Below are 16,264 nucleotides of genomic sequence, written 5' to 3' on the forward strand. Positions count from 1 at the left end.
ATCGATATAGAGAATTTTAAAAATTCTCGTTTTTCTTACCTACTTCGCTACGCCGAGAGGCTATTTAATTAAAAGACACTTATTATGAAAATGAGATTGCTTTATGCGGTCACTGTCTTTTTATTACTTTTTCTTGGTTCTTGCACAAGCGACTCTATTGACGATACGCCTGTACTTGAAGCTGAAAATGTTTTAACTATAGAGCAGGACCTTCTAGACCTTATTAATGCGCACAGATTAAGTCTACACACTAATACATTGGACTTTAGTGACGTGGCCTATAAATACGCCAACCTTCATACAGACTACATGATTTCAAAAGGTAGCATTAGTCATGATAACTTTAGCTCAAGAGCATCGAACATTAACTCTGAAATTGCAGTGGAAATGGTTGCCGAAAATGTAGCCAAAGATTATCAAACAGCTTTAGAGGCTTTTGAAGGATGGTACACTAGTCGCAACCACAAAAAAACAATGGAGGGAGATTTTACCCATACCGGCATCAGTGTTAAGAAAGATGAGTTAGGCAACTACTATTTTACACAACTTTTTTACAAGCAATAACCCACAAACCCTACTTGGATTTAACTCAAATAGGTTGACTTGTCCCCTTATGTAGATAAAGTAGGAAAAATCATATTAAATGCATTTTTTATCGATGTAATTATCTGTGTATTTTATCGATGAGCATCCATATTATAAATAGGTGTAGCTGAACGAGTTTTTTATCCTATCCATAGATGTTTTTCTTTTTATCATAGCCACCAGAACTACTTTTGACACTCATTAGAAACAAAATAGCACCTCCACTATGAAAGTAATTTTACCTTATTTAATGTTAATAGTTATCTTAATTACATCATGTTCAAAATATGAAAATTTTGCAGGTTATGAAGATACTTCTGAAGATGAACTTTCTCCACTTACTTTAGCTTCATCTAAAACGCATAGCACAATAGAAGCAGATCTTTTTGAAATTATAAATGATCACAGGGCTAGTATAGGTTTAAATAAAATGAAATTTGAAGATACCTCCTATTATTATGCAAATCTTCATACATCTTATATGATATCTCAAGAAAATATCAGTCATGATAAATTTACCAACCGTGCAGAAAATATAGTCAAAAGAACTGGCGCCCTTTTTGTAGCTGAAAATGTAGCAAGAAACTATGAAACCATTAATGACGCTTTCAATGGTTGGATGAATAGTTCAGGACATAAAAAAAATATAGAAGGAGATTTTAATTATTCAGCTATAAGCATTATTGAAAATGCCAATGGTGATTTATACTTTACCCAGATATTTGTAAAATCATAAAAACATCAAATTATATTACACCAAAGCCTTTGTTATCAAGGGCTTTTTTTATGCGTAACTTTTAGGTGAGTAATAACAGTTTCTTTAACTTTCACTTAAATTTACACAAATGAGTATACAAGCACCTTTTAACCTCAATAATTGGATAGAAGAAAACAGAGCTTTACTTAAGCCGCCTGTTGGAAATAAGAACTTATACAAAGACGCAGGCGATTACATAGTAATGATCGTTGCTGGACCAAATGCCAGAAAAGATTATCATTACAACGAAACCGAAGAGTTGTTTTATCAACTTGAAGGACATATAGAAGTTCATATTCAGGACGAAGGTAAAAAACGAACCATGCAATTAGGTCCTGGAGACATGTATTTGCACCCTGCCAAAGTACCGCATTCCCCTGTGCGTAAAGAAGGTTCTATTGGTCTAGTTATAGAACGTAAGCGTGACCAAATGAACATAGACGACGGTCTATTATGGTTCTGCGATAATTGCAACCACAAATTGTATGAAGCCTATTTTACCCTTCATGATATAGAAAAAGATTTCTTATCTCACTTTAAGCATTTCTATAGCTCGGAAAAATTAAGAACTTGTGATAATTGCGGAACTGTTATGCCAGTTGATAAACGTTTTATAGCAAAAGAATAATGATAGTCGCAGCAAAGATTATTACTGCTTTTATAGCCCTCATCCACCTCTATATTCTTTGGCTAGAAATGTTTGCTTGGACAACAACAGGAAGAAAGGTTTTTAGAAAATTTCCAAAAGATTTATTTGAACCCACCAAAGCAATGGCGGCCAACCAAGGGCTATATAATGGTTTTTTAGCCGCAGGTTTGATTTGGTCATTTTTCATCACCAACGTACTATGGTCTGCAAACGTCGCACTCTTCTTCTTAAGCTGTGTTGCAATTGCCGGTATTTACGGTGCTATTTCCGTTAGTAAAAAGATTTTCATAATTCAAAGTATACCTGCATTAATTGGAATCATTTTTTGGTCTATCCTTAAATTCTCATAACTAGTATTTGTTCTTTCTAAGGATAAAATTCTTTGTATTTTTGAAATACATCTAACATTAATTACGCAAAAAGTTATAAAATGTCAAAAATAGCAGCAGATTTCGGAATACAGGATGCTCTCAAAGCATTAGGAATTAAAGATGTTAATGAGGGAACCTCTACCGGATCAATTCATTTTTCATCAGGGGAGCTAATTTCATCATACTCTCCAGTAGACGGTTCATTAATTGCCAAGGTCAAAACCACGACTAAAACAGATTATGAAAAAGTATTGACCACTGCAACGACAGCTTTTAAGGAATGGAGAACAAAACCCGCACCACAACGTGGAGAAATTGTTAGGCAGTTCGGTGACAAGCTTAGGGAACTTAAAGAACCGTTAGGTAAACTTGTTTCCTTTGAAATGGGCAAGAGCTATCAAGAGGGTCTAGGAGAAGTTCAAGAAATGATAGATATTTGCGATTTTGCAGTTGGGTTATCCCGTCAGTTACACGGTTTAACTATGCACTCTGAAAGACCTGGCCATAGAATGTATGAGCAATATCATTCTTTAGGTGTTGTGGGTATTATCTCTGCTTTTAACTTTCCGGTTGCCGTTTGGGCCTGGAACACGGCACTTGCCTGGATCTGTGGTGATGTTTGCGTTTGGAAACCATCTGAAAAAACTCCTTTGTGCGGTATAGCATGTCAAAACATAGCTGCCGCGGTAATGAAAGATAACAATCTACCTGAAGGTATTTCTTGCTTAATAAATGGCGATTATAAGATAGGTGAATTAATGACCCAAGATAATAGAATTCCTTTAGTATCTGCAACGGGATCTATTAGAATGGGAAAAATTGTGGCTCAAGCTGTAGCAGCCAGACTTGGTAAATCTTTACTTGAACTTGGAGGAAACAACGCTATTATTGTTACGCCAGACGCTGATTTAAAAATGACGGTAATTGGTGCCGTATTCGGTGCTGTGGGTACTGCCGGGCAACGTTGCACTTCTACTAGAAGATTGATCATTCATGAATCTATGTACGATAAGGTTAAAGATGCTATTGTTGCGGCATATCAACAATTAAGAATTGGCAACCCTCTAGATGAAAAAAACCATGTTGGTCCATTGATCGATACAGATGCGGTAGCCAACTACAACAAGGCTTTAGAAAAAGTTGTTAAAGAAGGTGGTAAATTAATTGTAGAAGGAGGCGTATTAGAAGGCGAAGGTTACGAAAGTGGTTGCTATGTTAAGCCTGCAATCGCAGAGGCTGAAAACAGTTTTGAAATTGTACAACATGAAACTTTTGCACCCGTTCTTTACCTATTAAAGTATTCTGGAGACGTTGATAATGCCATTGCTATTCAAAACGGTGTTGTACAAGGTCTATCTTCAGCAATTATGACAAACAATTTACGTGAAGCTGAACACTTTCTTTCTGCTTGGGGTAGTGATTGTGGTATTGCCAATGTAAATATAGGCACCTCTGGTGCTGAAATAGGTGGCGCCTTTGGTGGTGAAAAAGAAACTGGTGGTGGCCGTGAAAGTGGCTCCGATGCATGGAAAATATATATGAGAAGGCAAACCAATACCATTAATTATACCACGGAACTACCATTAGCACAGGGGATAAAATTTGATTTATAATCAAATTAACTCATAATTTCCTTTGCATGTTAACTACAAGGTTTGGCTGCTTTTGAATTGGTTGGCTCATTTGACCAACTACCATGAAGTAAAGCTTGTATACCCAGAACAACAAACATGCAAAGGAAATTTATAATACCTTTTATTTTTTTCTTCATTTTATAGTGAAATTAGCTTTGCAATAATCTAATAACTTACCATTTTCAATTCAACAACTTCTGTACCGGTTTATACAAATATTGTATAAATGGATTTTAGATTTCTATATTTTAAGTCGTAGATAAAACTATCCACCATGGACAACTAGTTTTATTTAACCTATTCATTCAAAACTCAAATAAGTATATTCAATGACCAATCTTCATTGAAATATACACCTATTAAATACGGACCTAAACTATAGCTCGTATTCCTATTGCCCCACACTATTTCTTTTTCTAAATCTTAGATGCTAAATACTACAAAACATTATACCCCTCACCTCACATAATCATTGATTATTAGGTAATTAGACCTACCTCTTTTAACATTTTTAAGATTTTTTTAATAAATTGTGCGCTAAACACTAAACATTATTTACAATGACAAAAACAACCACGTATTTATTATGGATGTTGATTACCATTGTAGTTGGTACTTTCATCTTTTATAACTACTGTAGCGAATGCGCTACTAATGTTGCAAATACAGAGCCCGCTACTGAAAAGGTAATCGTAAAAGAGCCCACGGCAACATCGTACCCATTCGCAATTGACCAAAACGGATTTGCTTACAACACCAATGACAATTATAATTTTAACATTTCATCTCAAGACATTCTTATGCCTTTGAGCGCTGAATTGATTAAGGGAGTTTCTAGCCTACAAAGTCACTTAGAAGCCAATGACAATAATGTTATTAATGTAACAGGATACTACACCATTGAAGAGGAGAACCATACAGCCTTCCCTAATTTAGGTCTTGCCAGAGCAAATTCCATTAAAAACGATTTAGCTTTTAAAGGGTACTCTACCGCTCAAATTAACACAGAGGGGAAACTTATGAACGAAATGATTCCAAAAGAGGGTACTTATTGGGGTGCAGCTTCATTTGTACTGGTAGAAAAATCTGCTACTGCAGAAGAGGATCTTAAAGCTTTGTATGACAAAATAAATACTGATCCGTTAATTCTTTACTTCAACACTGCAGAAGCATCAATTCACTTAGATGCCGCGCAAAGACAAAAAGTTGCTGATATCTCTAGATATTTAGATAAGGTTTCTGATGCTACCGCAAGCGTTGTTGGGCATACAGACGCAACTGGGCAAGCAAATATAAATATAAACCTAGGTCAAGACAGGGCAGAATTTGCTAAGAATTACTTAATGCAAAACGGAATAGCGGCAGATAAAATAGTTGCTACATCTAAAGGACAAACGCAACCAATTGCAGATAATACCACTGAAGAAGGCAGAGTAAAAAATAGACGAACAGTTATTACATTAAATTAAAACATACACTAATCTTATAAATAAGTAAAATCATGAATTTTGAAAATATGAATATTTGGTGCTGGCTAATTCCAGCTTTAGTGGGTCTTATTTGCGGTATATTAGGTTACCTTCTAGGAAAAGGTTCTGCCAAGGAAATAGACAACTCTGCTGAAATCAATAGTCTTACCGCTAGTAATACAAAGCTTAAAGGCGAATTGTCAGATTTAAATAACCTTAAAGCCAGCCACAGCAAATTAAAAGCAGATCTTGATGCATGTAACCAAAAGGTAATCGCTGCAAGTAAGGTTGCAAAATCTTCTACTGCGGCGCCAAGTGCTCCAAACACTAACTTAGATGCTTCTGCTGCCTCATTTGCTACCGGTGCCGCTACAAATAGCGCTATAGCTTTTGATGGCGCCGCTGCTAAGGCAGCATTTGGAAAAACCATTAAGCAAGACGATTTAAAACTTGTGGAAGGTATTGGTCCAAAAATTGAAGGTATGTTCAAAGACCACGGCATTAAGACTTGGAAAGAGCTTTCTGAAGCTAGTTTAGAAGCCTGCCAAAAAATATTGGATACCGGCGGTACACGATACAAGATTCACGACCCAGCTTCTTGGCCGTTACAAGCAAAAATGTGCTATGAAGGTAAATGGGCAGCACTTGTTAAATGGCAAGAAGAACACAAACACGGTAAACTATAATTTACCGTTCAATAAAGGCAAAAAAAAATCCCGATCAATACTGATCGGGATTTTTGATTTTATAATGCTCCGTTTGCCTCTACCCACTTAAAGTGATATTGATCTTGCGGAAATTTCATACGTTCCGCAATTCTTTCTAATCTAGAAGGTAACTTAATTAAGTAGTCACGCGCCTTTTCAGCTTCTTCATTTAAAGAACGAACAGAGTCCAGTTCCCAATACGCATTTAGCTTACTTAGAATGTCTACATAATCTTGTGCGGTGTAAACACCTAAACGTTGTGCACAGTTAGAGAAGTTCTCAAAAGCCGAACCTATTGTACCACCAGACTCACGTAAAAAGTGTGCCGGCATTACAATCTTCTTTTTCATCATATCGGCAAAGGCTATCATCATCCCAGATGGGTCTTCTCCTAAAATAGTTTTCACGAATTCTCTGTACGCCAAATGGTGTCTCATTTCATCACCGGCAATGATTGTACACATTTTACCCAACAACGCATTTCCTTTTTTCTTTGCCATTTGCCCAACACGCTTATGAGAAATATTGGTAGCTAATTCTTGAAATGAGGTATATACAAAATTTTTATATGGATCGCGATCAGTACCAATATCAAAACCATCAGAAATTAAATGTTGGGTAGTAATTTCTATCTCTTTCATATTGACTCTGCCGGATAAATAAAGATATTTATTCAATACATCTCCGTGTCTATTTTCTTCAGCCGTCCAAGCACGGACCCATTTTGCCCAACCATTTGTTTTATGATCACCATGTTGATCAACACCAACTACATCCATTAACCACGATTCATAAGTTGGTAAGGCTTCTTCGGTTATGGTATCTGCCACCATAGTTACCCAAAAATCATATCCTAAATCTTTAGATTCTTCACGAATATCCTTTACCTCTTCCAAGAAAGTATCTTTTTGAGAATCTGGTAAAAAATCTGTTGGTTGCCATATATCCTCCGGTTTTATAAGGAAAGAATCCATGAAACTTTCTACTTTAGGCTCTAAAGCCTGCATCACTTCTAATCTTATATTTTTAGTAGACATTTTTTAATTTTTAATGAAGATCGTTAATTAAACAATCATATTTTTAGTAAAGTTAACGGTTTTCTTAGTTTCTGCCCGTTTCATTAGGATAAAAGGTATATACAGGGTCGCTCTGCCAATATTCTTTTGTATCCGTATTAAATATAGTCAATGGTCCTTTAAAGGCTGCACCCGTATCAATATTCCAAACATTTGCTGCTTTCTGCGGAGTAGTTTTCCCAATACGTGTAACCGGAGTATGACCAATGTAAATTTCGGAATAATTCTTTAATCGCTGCGGATAATGAAGATGATCTTCATCTAAATCTGTATTCAACGAAAGTGCCAATTCCCATAAAGTACGATCCCAATAAAGCGTCTTATTAAAATATTCATGCGCTATACCCTTTAAGTTAGTGAAACCTGCATGTAAGAACAATCTGTTTTCTGAATCTAAATAATAGTTCTCCAAGCTTTCATAAAACTCTAGATGAATATCTTTAGTTTCTTTAGAAGCATTACCATACGAAATTGTAGTTGCTTCTCCTCCATGCATAAACCACGTTGGGTTGTCTGCCTTACAGGTCAACCATTCATAACAAAGCTCATCATGATTTCCTCTAAGGTATATACAATTATACTTTTCTTTTAATTTCAAAAGGTAATTTACGGTTTCTACAGCCTCGCTCCATCCATCAATATAATCTCCTAAAAAGATTATAGTATCTTCTTTAGTTATAGCTGCTTTCTCAAGTACCTGCTTTAATGCTTGTAATCCTGAATGAATATCACCTACAACCAGTGTTCGTTTTGTATTCATTTAGCAAAAATCGCAATTATGGTTATTATAGCAAGGATAAAAATTACTAAAAAAAATATTTTCCAAAATGAATAGGGTCTATTTCCACTTAGTACCCCTGTTTGGCCATTTATGTAAAAGTTAAAATCTTTTCCATCATACCTATATGAACTTAGGTAAATAGGCAATAATATATGCTTAAACTTTTCATCTGTCAACCTAATATCTGCATTTGCTATTCTTTGCGTATCACCTCCCATATCTCGTCTGATCCAGTTGTAAGCAATGGATTTAGCTTCTTGAAATGACTTGCGATGCCCTTCCTTTAGAGAAACCGTATACTTTTCCGTTACAAAACCAGATAAGTACTTAGAGTTAAAAACCACTAGATCTTTCAAATTCCAAAAAGCGACTGTAGACGGAATCTCTATGCGTTTCTTTTCTGATGCACTTATTAAAATATCATCTACAAAACCATTTACTTTACCTGAAGCATATGTCCATCTTGTTTTGCGTACTCTTCTAGTTCTTTTTCCTTTATTACTATTATAGGTTTGGGTTTCATAATAGTAATCTCCCCTTTGCCCTTGGTACGATGCAAAAAGATTGGCATCAAAAGTCCAATACGGCATATATAATCCATGCAGCCCTTCTGGAACTAGAGCCGCTTTTTTCAGCTTATTAGGTGCAAACCAAATTTTACCTACCCATTCTTTAAATATTGCTTGCGCCCTATTAGCATCCAATTGAAATGGCACCAAAGCACCAGGTAATATCCAGCCTTCTTTCTCTATATCTTCTCGTATAAGAGGTTCACTACAATACACGCAGTTGAGTGATTTATAGTTTTCCTCTACATGTTGGTTGGCTCCGCAGTTTTTACAATGTAACAGCTCAATAGTTTCGGTATAGGCATTTTCACCAACAATTTTTAAGTAGTGTTCCAGCTCTAACTCTTCAAAACTAGTTTTAGATGCCTCAATAAACTCCTCATACCCGCAGTACTCACATGCCAGTTGATGTGAACCCGGCTTAAACTTTAACTCTGCTCCACAATTGGCACATGCTTTTTTATATTCCGATTGTTGAATATCATCCATAGAAAGTATCCCTTATCTTAAAAAGATAATGCTTAAAAATTATGCAGTTGGCAATGGTGGTGGCGTATTACCGCCCAAAAAAGATTTTAATTCCTCTACCTCTTTTAACGCAGTCCAACTGGGCATACCTTGTTTCCAGATCAATGAATCTCTATTTATGGTTCTGCTCGCAAATAATTCTTTGAGCTTATCAAAACCAACAGGACCTAATTGCTGCCCACTTACCGCATAGAAATATGTTATTTGTGCAGGTATTGGTGGTGGCGCTTGTGGCTGCTGTACAGTTTGCCCCCCTAAAGGTTGCACTGCAGGCTGCCCCATTAAGCCTCCCATTTGTTGTGCCAAAACAAACCCCATGCCCATGCCCATACCGGCACCGGCTGTTCCGCCTTCATTTTTAGCAGCCAATTCCATTGCTTTGGCCGCTTTGAACTGTGCCAACTTGCCCATGTCCAATTTATCCAATCGGCTGTATTCGAAAATTTCTTTCTTAAGTTCTTCTGGCATGGATACATTTTCAATATAGAATTTCTCTAGCTCTATACCTACCCTATTAAATTCTGGCTGCATTACTTCTTGGCAAGTTTCAGATAGTTCACTTGTATTTGCCGCGTATAACTCTATTGGCAAATTGGCTTCACCTACCGTATCTGTAAAACGGGTTACAATTAAGCTTTTTAAATGCTCATTTACCTCATAGCTGGTAAAATTACCATCGGTACCTACCACATCTACAACAAACTTACCTGGATCATTGATTCTAAAACTATAGGTACCAAAAGCACGTATTTCTACCAATCCAAATCTGTCATCACTTAACATGAACGGGTTTTTAGTACCCCATTTTTCATCTGTGAACAAACGGGTATTCACAAAATAGACCTCAGCTTTGAACGGACTATCAAATCCATATTTCCAACCTTTCAAGGTCGTTAAAATTGGCAGGTTCTGCGTATTTAAAGTATATGTGCCCGGTTTAAACACATCTGCCAATTGGCCTTCATTGATAAAAACTGCTGTTTGCCCTTCTCTAACGATCAATTGTGCATTGTTCTTAATTTCATTTTGGTAACGCTCAAAACGATAAACTATAGTATCGTTCGTAGTATCTAGCCATTCAACAATGTCAATAAACTCGTGGCTCAGCTTTTTCTTAATTTCATCAAATATGCTCATGGCTAGAATGTGTTTTTAAAATGGATAATTCAAGATATGCAATTCAGGAATAGACCCAAAATACGAAAGGAATTAAATTCATAAAATGACCTATAAATCACCGTATATTATTATTTACTTAGCTATTTTTAGGGAATAGGTGGTTTTTCTAACTAACTTAGACTTCCTAATTTTCTTTTTAGACGTATGAAAAAGGTATTCTGTATTGGAGAATTGCTTATAGATTTTGTTGCCGAAAACCAAGGTAAAGATTTATCAAAAGCAAAAGAGTTTTCTAAAAAAGCAGGTGGTGCACCAGCTAATGTTGCTTGTACAATAAGTAAACTTGGCGGCAACAGTTTTTTTATTGGTGCCGTTGGTGATGACCCCTTTGGTACCTTTTTACTGCGCATTCTTGAAAATGAAAAAGTAGATATCTCTTTGGCACAGAAATGTGAAACATTTACCACCTTGGCCTTTGTTTCTATTGATGCCGATGGTGAGCGCGATTTTGTTTTTAACCGTGGCGCCGATAAAGAACTGACTTATGACGCTACGCTAAAATCTAAATTTGAAGGTAACATCTTACACTTTGGTGCCGCGACCGCTTTACTGGGTGGTTCTTTAGAAGAGACCTATAGCAGATACTTGTTTGACGGGTTAACAAAAAATGCTTTTATTAGTTTTGACCCTAATTTCAGGATTGATCTATGGAAAAACAAAGAAGATATTTTTATACGCAAGTGCCATACTTTCATTGAAAAGTCTCATTTATGCAAATTTAGTCTAGAGGAAGCGCAACTTCTTTCTGGCAAAGATAACCTTAAGGAGGCCTGCCAGTTTTTTCATGACATGGGAACCCAAATTATAGTGGTCACCTTAGGAAGCGAAGGTACACTACTTAGCACTAAAGATATTTACAAAACGATACCGAGTATAAAAGTGACACCTAAAGATACTACTGGTGCCGGAGATGCTTTTATTGGCTGCCTTTTACAGCAGCTTGCCGAACATTCCAAAATAGAAGATGTTCTAACAAACGATTATCTACTTTCAAATATGGTTTCCAGAGCTAATAAAGCTGGGGCCATTACAACAGAAAATTTTGGGGCTATACAATCGTTACCTACATCACAACAATTAGACGCCTAAATGAACCAAGCTGAATTACACCGGTTATTGGCCTTAAAAAGTCAAAAGAAAAAAGGCGGAGTACCGTTAACGGTCTTATTTGAACAAAGATTAGCCACCAATCTTTCTCTCATAAAAACACAGTTTTTTTCATTATACCAAGAAAAGGAACACCGCCCATATTTTTTTACTCTTTTAGATAAGCTTGAGTGGTTATTTAAGAACAGACCAACAGAATTAAAAAAACAAGATTTGGCTCGTTTAAATTCCGGTAACTGGTACCAAAGTGAGCAAATGGTGGGGATGCAATTGTATGTTGACCGTTTTAACAAAGACATAAACGGACTCAAAGAAAAGCTTCCTTATTTTGAAGACCTAGGTATTAATTTTCTTCACCTTATGCCCATTACCACAAGACCGGCAGGTGAAAACGATGGTGGGTATGCCGTAAACAGCTATCATGAAATTGACCCTAAATACGGTACAAAAGCCGATTTTATGGCTTTCAGCAAAAAGGCACGTGAGAATAATATGTTCTTAATGCTTGATTTTGTTGTTAATCACACATCAGACGAATTTGAATGGGCGAAGAAAGCAAAAGAAGGCGACCTTCATTATCAAAATTATTACTACACCTATTCTGACCGTCATATCCCTGATGAGTTTGAAAAGACACTACCAGAAATATTTCCGCAGTCGGCTCCAGGAAACTTTACTTATAATGCAGAAATGGAAAAATGGGTCATGACCTGTTTTAATAATTACCAGTGGGATTTGAATTATAGAAATCCTGAGGTATTCATTGAAATGCTAGGTAATTTAATAGCACTTGCAAATTTAGGTGTTGATGTTATCCGTTTTGATGCATTGGCTTTTCTGTGGAAAAAACTAGGAACGCTATCTCAAAACCTGCCCGAAGCACACACACTTATTTCTCTTTTTAGAATGTGCCTGCAAGTAATTGCACCTGGTGTAATTCTATTGGCGGAAGCTATTGTTGCGCCTAGAAATATCATTAAATATTTTGGCGAAGATACTGCCGAAGGTAATGAGTGCGAAGTGGCATATAATGCTTCGTTAATGGCATTGCTATGGAATTCAATTGCCACTAAAAAGGCATCGTTAATGGTGAAGAGCGTTACAGAAGTTCCGTCTAAACCTAATGATGCTACATGGATCAATTACATACGCTGCCATGATGATATTGGTCTTGGCTATGACGATGATTTTGTACGTGCCATGAGCTACGACCCTACTGCCCACAAACAGTTTATTTTGAATTATTACTGTGGAAAATTAGCTTGGTCGCCAGCAAAAGGATTGATGTTCATGTATAATCCTAAGAATGGCGATGGTAGAATTACCGGTAGCGCCGCTTCTTTATTAGGTTTAGAAACTGCCTTGCAGCAAAATAATAAGAACATTATAAATTACGCCATAACTAAAATTTTGATGATGCATGGCATTATTTTGACCTACGGTGGTATTCCTATGATATATGCCGGAGATGAAATTGCTACCTTAAACGATTACTCTTACGAACAAAACAAAGATCATGTAAATGATAATAGATGGGTAAACAGACCAATGCAGAATTGGGATGCCGTATCTAAATTGAAAAAAGAAAAAGACAGCCCATCTACCATTATATATAACGGATTAAAAAATATGATTCGTTTACGAAAAGAGCACAACGTATTTGCCGACACAAACAATATTACGGTTCATGGCTGCCCCAATGAGCATATATTTGTTTATCAAAGAACGCATGAAAGTGGAAGTATTTGGGTGTTGTCTAATTTTAATGAGGTTACAGAAACATTAAATATTGGCTGGCTGCTTTCCATTGGTATTTATGCTGGCAAAAACGCTGTTGATTTACTTAGCGGAAATTCTTTAGAACTCATCCATAATGAAATGCCATTGAAGCCTTACGAGCAACTGTGGATTAAGAATATTTAACCTTTCTGATTACACGAAGCGCTTCTTTCAGCGAATCATTTATCCCTGGGTACTTAGGCTTTAAAATTTGTCTAGCTCTTTCCATGCGCTCTTTTGCTTCTTCAAAACCGTTGAGAAAGCATATTAAATATGAATCTGCCAAGTATTTCAATTGCTTCACTTCGGCAATACTCAATTCTGCATTTATTTTTACCTTTGCTACCAAAGCATTATTGTTTTTATATATCCTGTCTAGCTCTTCTTTATCATGTATAGGTGGATCAAAAAGTAGATCGCTCGTAATTTGATAGGTACCATTTTCACTGAAATTGATGACCACTTTTTCTAACGGATAATACCTTTGTTTGAATCCCAAACCTAGCTGAACAAACTCAATGGTAGTAAATGAATCATTGTTATAGGTAATGGTTACCTCATCTAAATTAGAGTAGAACAATTTTACCTGCTCATTGATCAATTCAATATCTACCCTGTAGAAATATGTTTCTCCATTGACCATTTTCTTATTACCGGCCCAGCAGACTACAAACTGTTCTTTAAAAACTTTATAATCACTTTCTAAATCTTTATGTCGGTGATTTAAAAAATCAATAACCCCATCAAGTGTAAGCTCTATATTATTCTTGGCATGTTGTTCAATGGTAGCCACAGCTTCTGAATTGACATCTTTTAACTCAATATCAAATACTTTTGGCAAGCTAATACTGCCTTCCCTAAAAAAAACGGACCCTCCATAATACTTCCAAATGTTCTTTCTCAACGAACATATTTTTCCAATAGATTTTATGGTCACTAAACCTACAACCTTACCTTCTGGCAAATGTGGAAAAGGTATGTTCTCGTATGAAATTAAAGGCGGATTGTCTAAATAGGCATTCACCAAGTTCTGTATCTTACTATCATCAAAGAAATCAACTCCTACAATCTTGTTATCCTCATCTTCAACCCCAATTACAATAAAAGAATTATTAGCCGGATTGCTATTTGCCAATGCACAAACGTGTTTTAAAAACTTACCCTTGCCTTCTTTTTCACCAATAGCAATAAATCGCTTTTTATCGTAAAAACTGTTCTCGTCATTATGTGCGAGCAAGTTTTTTACCAATAGGCGTTTATTGATCATAAGTTATAATTTTGACTTTTGACTTTTGGCTTTAAAGATTTTATACTAAAACCTTTTCATAGTATCAATTTTTATCTACAATTGTTGAAGAAGCTTGTGCTGTTGGCATGACCACCAAATCTGCAATATTTACATGATACGGTCTAGTTACTACAAAGTGAATAATATCTGCAATATCTTCTGATTTCAAAGGCTGAAAGCCTTTGTATACATCATCAGCCCTATTCTCATCTCCCTTAAAACGTACATTACTAAACTCTGTCTCTACCAATCCGGGATTCACCGCACCTACGCGAACACCTGTTCCATTTAAATCTATGCGCATTCCTTGGTTAATGGCATCAACAGCATGTTTACTGGCACAATATACGTTGCCCTTTGGGTACACTTCTTTACCTGCAGTAGACCCTATGTTAATAATATGGCCAGATTTTCGTGCTACCATCTGAGGTATTATCGCCTTAGAAACATAAAGCAATCCTTTGACATTAATATCCAACATAGCATCCCAATCATCTACATTACCCTCTTGTATCGTATCTAGACCGTGGGCATTACCGGCATTGTTAATTAAAATATCTATTTCAGAAAACTCTTTAGGCAAAGAAGCTATTGCAACTTGCACGGCTTCTTTACTACGAATATCAAAATTTAAAGTGTGTACTTGTACTTCTTTTCCCAGTTCCTTTTGTAAGGCGTCCAAACGGTCTTGTCTTCTACCACACAACACCAAATTTATTCCCTTAAGTGCAAAATGAATTGCCGTAGATTTCCCTATTCCGCTTGTAGCGCCTGTAATAAATGCTGTTTTTGTCATCTCTTTATTGTTATGCAACTTCGTGCCCCTCGTTAGCCTCAAGTAAAATAAACCAATCTTGCAGTTCCAAATCAATAGCAACGGCCTCCATTCCCAATTTCAAACGCTTTGGCGTTGCTGTACCCACTACCGGATGAATTTTAGATGGATGCTTTAAAATCCAAGCCAATAATAACTGGTCTTCTGTTGCACCATACTTTTTAGCAAGATCGCCCAACACTGTTTTTATTCTTGTGTTTGCCTTAGATTCTTCTCTAAAATAATTACCTAAAGGACTCCAGCTCATTGCAAGTCTATTATACGTAATGCAATCATCTAAAGTGCCGTCGTTCATTACTCCGTTTGAAGAAAGCGAAAACTCTACCTGATTTGCTTCTACCTGTATATCTTTTTCTATGAGTTGAATTTGAGAAGGCGTAAAATTCGATACTCCAAATTGTCTGATTTTTCCGGACTTCTTAAGCTCATCTATTGCCTCAGCAATTTCTGAAGGATCCATTAAAGGACTAGGTCTATGCAACAGCAATACATCTAAATATTCTGTTTGCAGCATTTTCAATGATCGTTCTACAGATGAAATAATATAGTCTTTGCCGTAATCATAATGCTTTACCCTATTGGATCGTTCCTTAACATTAAACTGTATTCCGCATTTGCTAATGAACTGAATATCTTCTCTTTTTATACCACTTTTTCCAAAAGCTTTACCAAAATCAGCTTCGGTAGTATAGTCGCCATAAATATCGGCATGATCAAATGTGGTAATATTATTTTCCACACAATGATTCATAAGTGCTATCATTTCATTGGTAGCAAGTTGTTTTCCCCATTTGCCCCAGGTCATAGTTCCTGCAATTATTCTCGAATATTTCAATATATTGTAATTTGATTAATGAAATTAAAAAGAAATCCCTTAAAACCTTCATAAAAATAAGGGGTTTTCCAATTTTTTAACCTATCATTAACAGCGACTGAGTGAATAAATTTTC

The 16,264-nt window shown here is 36.1% G+C and carries 16 protein-coding genes; 9 read left to right on the forward strand and 7 right to left on the reverse strand.

From position 1 onward, the window contains the following. The first annotated feature begins 84 nt into the window (after positions 1-84). The 7 genes from BW936_RS01220 to BW936_RS01250 all read left to right on the forward strand — a co-directional run bounded on the left by BW936_RS01220 (position 85) and on the right by BW936_RS01250 (position 6,151). Positions 85-564, forward strand: a complete 480-nt coding sequence (locus BW936_RS01220; RefSeq protein WP_076546505.1) for a CAP domain-containing protein — start codon at positions 85-87, stop codon at positions 562-564. A gap of 247 nt (positions 565-811) precedes the next feature. Further along, positions 812-1,321, forward strand: a complete 510-nt coding sequence (locus BW936_RS01225; protein ID WP_076546506.1) for a CAP domain-containing protein — start codon at positions 812-814, stop codon at positions 1,319-1,321. A 109-nt stretch (positions 1,322-1,430) separates the two neighbouring features. After that, positions 1,431-1,970 carry a 3-hydroxyanthranilate 3,4-dioxygenase gene (locus tag BW936_RS01230; protein ID WP_076546507.1) on the forward strand — a complete coding sequence of 180 codons (540 nt, stop codon included), beginning with the start codon at positions 1,431-1,433 and terminating at the stop codon, positions 1,968-1,970. Further along, positions 1,970-2,341, forward strand: a complete 372-nt coding sequence (locus tag BW936_RS01235; protein WP_076546508.1) for a DUF1304 domain-containing protein — start codon at positions 1,970-1,972, stop codon at positions 2,339-2,341. Before BW936_RS01230 ends, BW936_RS01235 begins: the two co-directional genes overlap by 1 nt. Before the next feature lie 80 nt (positions 2,342-2,421). Further along, a complete protein-coding gene (gene amaB, locus BW936_RS01240) occupies positions 2,422-3,975 on the forward strand; it encodes an L-piperidine-6-carboxylate dehydrogenase (RefSeq protein ID WP_076546509.1) in 1,554 nt (517 codons plus the stop codon). A gap of 581 nt (positions 3,976-4,556) precedes the next feature. Next, on the forward strand, positions 4,557-5,465 hold the full coding sequence (locus tag BW936_RS01245; RefSeq protein WP_076546510.1) for an OmpA family protein: 909 nt from the start codon (positions 4,557-4,559) through the stop codon (positions 5,463-5,465). A gap of 32 nt (positions 5,466-5,497) precedes the next feature. Continuing rightward, positions 5,498-6,151 carry a hypothetical protein gene (locus tag BW936_RS01250; protein ID WP_076546511.1) on the forward strand — a complete coding sequence of 218 codons (654 nt, stop codon included), beginning with the start codon at positions 5,498-5,500 and terminating at the stop codon, positions 6,149-6,151. A gap of 59 nt (positions 6,152-6,210) precedes the next feature. Here the strand turns inward: BW936_RS01250 and BW936_RS01255 are convergent, their stop codons facing one another. The 4 genes from BW936_RS01255 to BW936_RS01270 all read right to left on the reverse strand — a co-directional run bounded on the left by BW936_RS01255 (position 6,211) and on the right by BW936_RS01270 (position 10,263). After that, the gene (locus BW936_RS01255; protein WP_076546512.1) at positions 6,211-7,209 is read right to left on the reverse strand and encodes an acyl-ACP desaturase; all 999 of its coding nucleotides are present in this window, start codon (positions 7,207-7,209) and stop codon (positions 6,211-6,213) included. 64 nt (positions 7,210-7,273) lie between these two features. Then, entirely contained in the window at positions 7,274-8,008 is a 735-nt protein-coding gene (locus BW936_RS01260; RefSeq protein WP_076546513.1) for a metallophosphoesterase family protein, read from the reverse strand. Beyond that, complete coding sequence (locus BW936_RS01265; protein ID WP_076546514.1) at positions 8,005-9,087, reverse strand: TFIIB-type zinc ribbon-containing protein; 1,083 nt, start codon at positions 9,085-9,087, stop codon at positions 8,005-8,007. Before BW936_RS01265 ends, BW936_RS01260 begins: the two co-directional genes overlap by 4 nt. Before the next feature lie 39 nt (positions 9,088-9,126). Beyond that, positions 9,127-10,263, reverse strand: a complete 1,137-nt coding sequence (locus BW936_RS01270; RefSeq protein WP_076546515.1) for an SPFH domain-containing protein — start codon at positions 10,261-10,263, stop codon at positions 9,127-9,129. Between the two features lie 186 nt (positions 10,264-10,449). On the opposite strand from BW936_RS01270, the gene BW936_RS01275 reads away from it, so the two are divergent. Continuing rightward, positions 10,450-11,394 carry a carbohydrate kinase family protein gene (locus BW936_RS01275; RefSeq protein ID WP_076546516.1) on the forward strand — a complete coding sequence of 315 codons (945 nt, stop codon included), beginning with the start codon at positions 10,450-10,452 and terminating at the stop codon, positions 11,392-11,394. Then, positions 11,395-13,335, forward strand: coding sequence for an alpha-amylase family protein (locus BW936_RS01280; RefSeq protein ID WP_076546517.1), 1,941 nt, complete (start codon positions 11,395-11,397; stop codon positions 13,333-13,335). On the opposite strand, the gene BW936_RS01285 is transcribed toward BW936_RS01280, so the two are convergent. The 3 genes from BW936_RS01285 to BW936_RS01295 form a co-directional block, all read right to left on the reverse strand. Then, complete coding sequence (locus BW936_RS01285) at positions 13,322-14,458, reverse strand: ATP-binding protein (protein WP_076546518.1); 1,137 nt, start codon at positions 14,456-14,458, stop codon at positions 13,322-13,324. The genes BW936_RS01280 and BW936_RS01285 overlap by 14 nt on opposite strands. 64 nt (positions 14,459-14,522) lie before the next feature. Further along, positions 14,523-15,275, reverse strand: a complete 753-nt coding sequence (locus BW936_RS01290) for an SDR family NAD(P)-dependent oxidoreductase (protein ID WP_076547925.1) — start codon at positions 15,273-15,275, stop codon at positions 14,523-14,525. A 10-nt stretch (positions 15,276-15,285) separates the two neighbouring features. Then, positions 15,286-16,149: an aldo/keto reductase gene (locus BW936_RS01295; protein WP_076546519.1), complete on the reverse strand. Its 864-nt coding sequence runs from the start codon at positions 16,147-16,149 to the stop codon at positions 15,286-15,288. Positions 16,150-16,264: the final 115 nt, after the last annotated feature.

It is taken from the genome of Maribacter ulvicola (assembly GCF_900155985.1).
GTDB classification, from domain to species: domain Bacteria; phylum Bacteroidota; class Bacteroidia; order Flavobacteriales; family Flavobacteriaceae; genus Maribacter; species Maribacter ulvicola.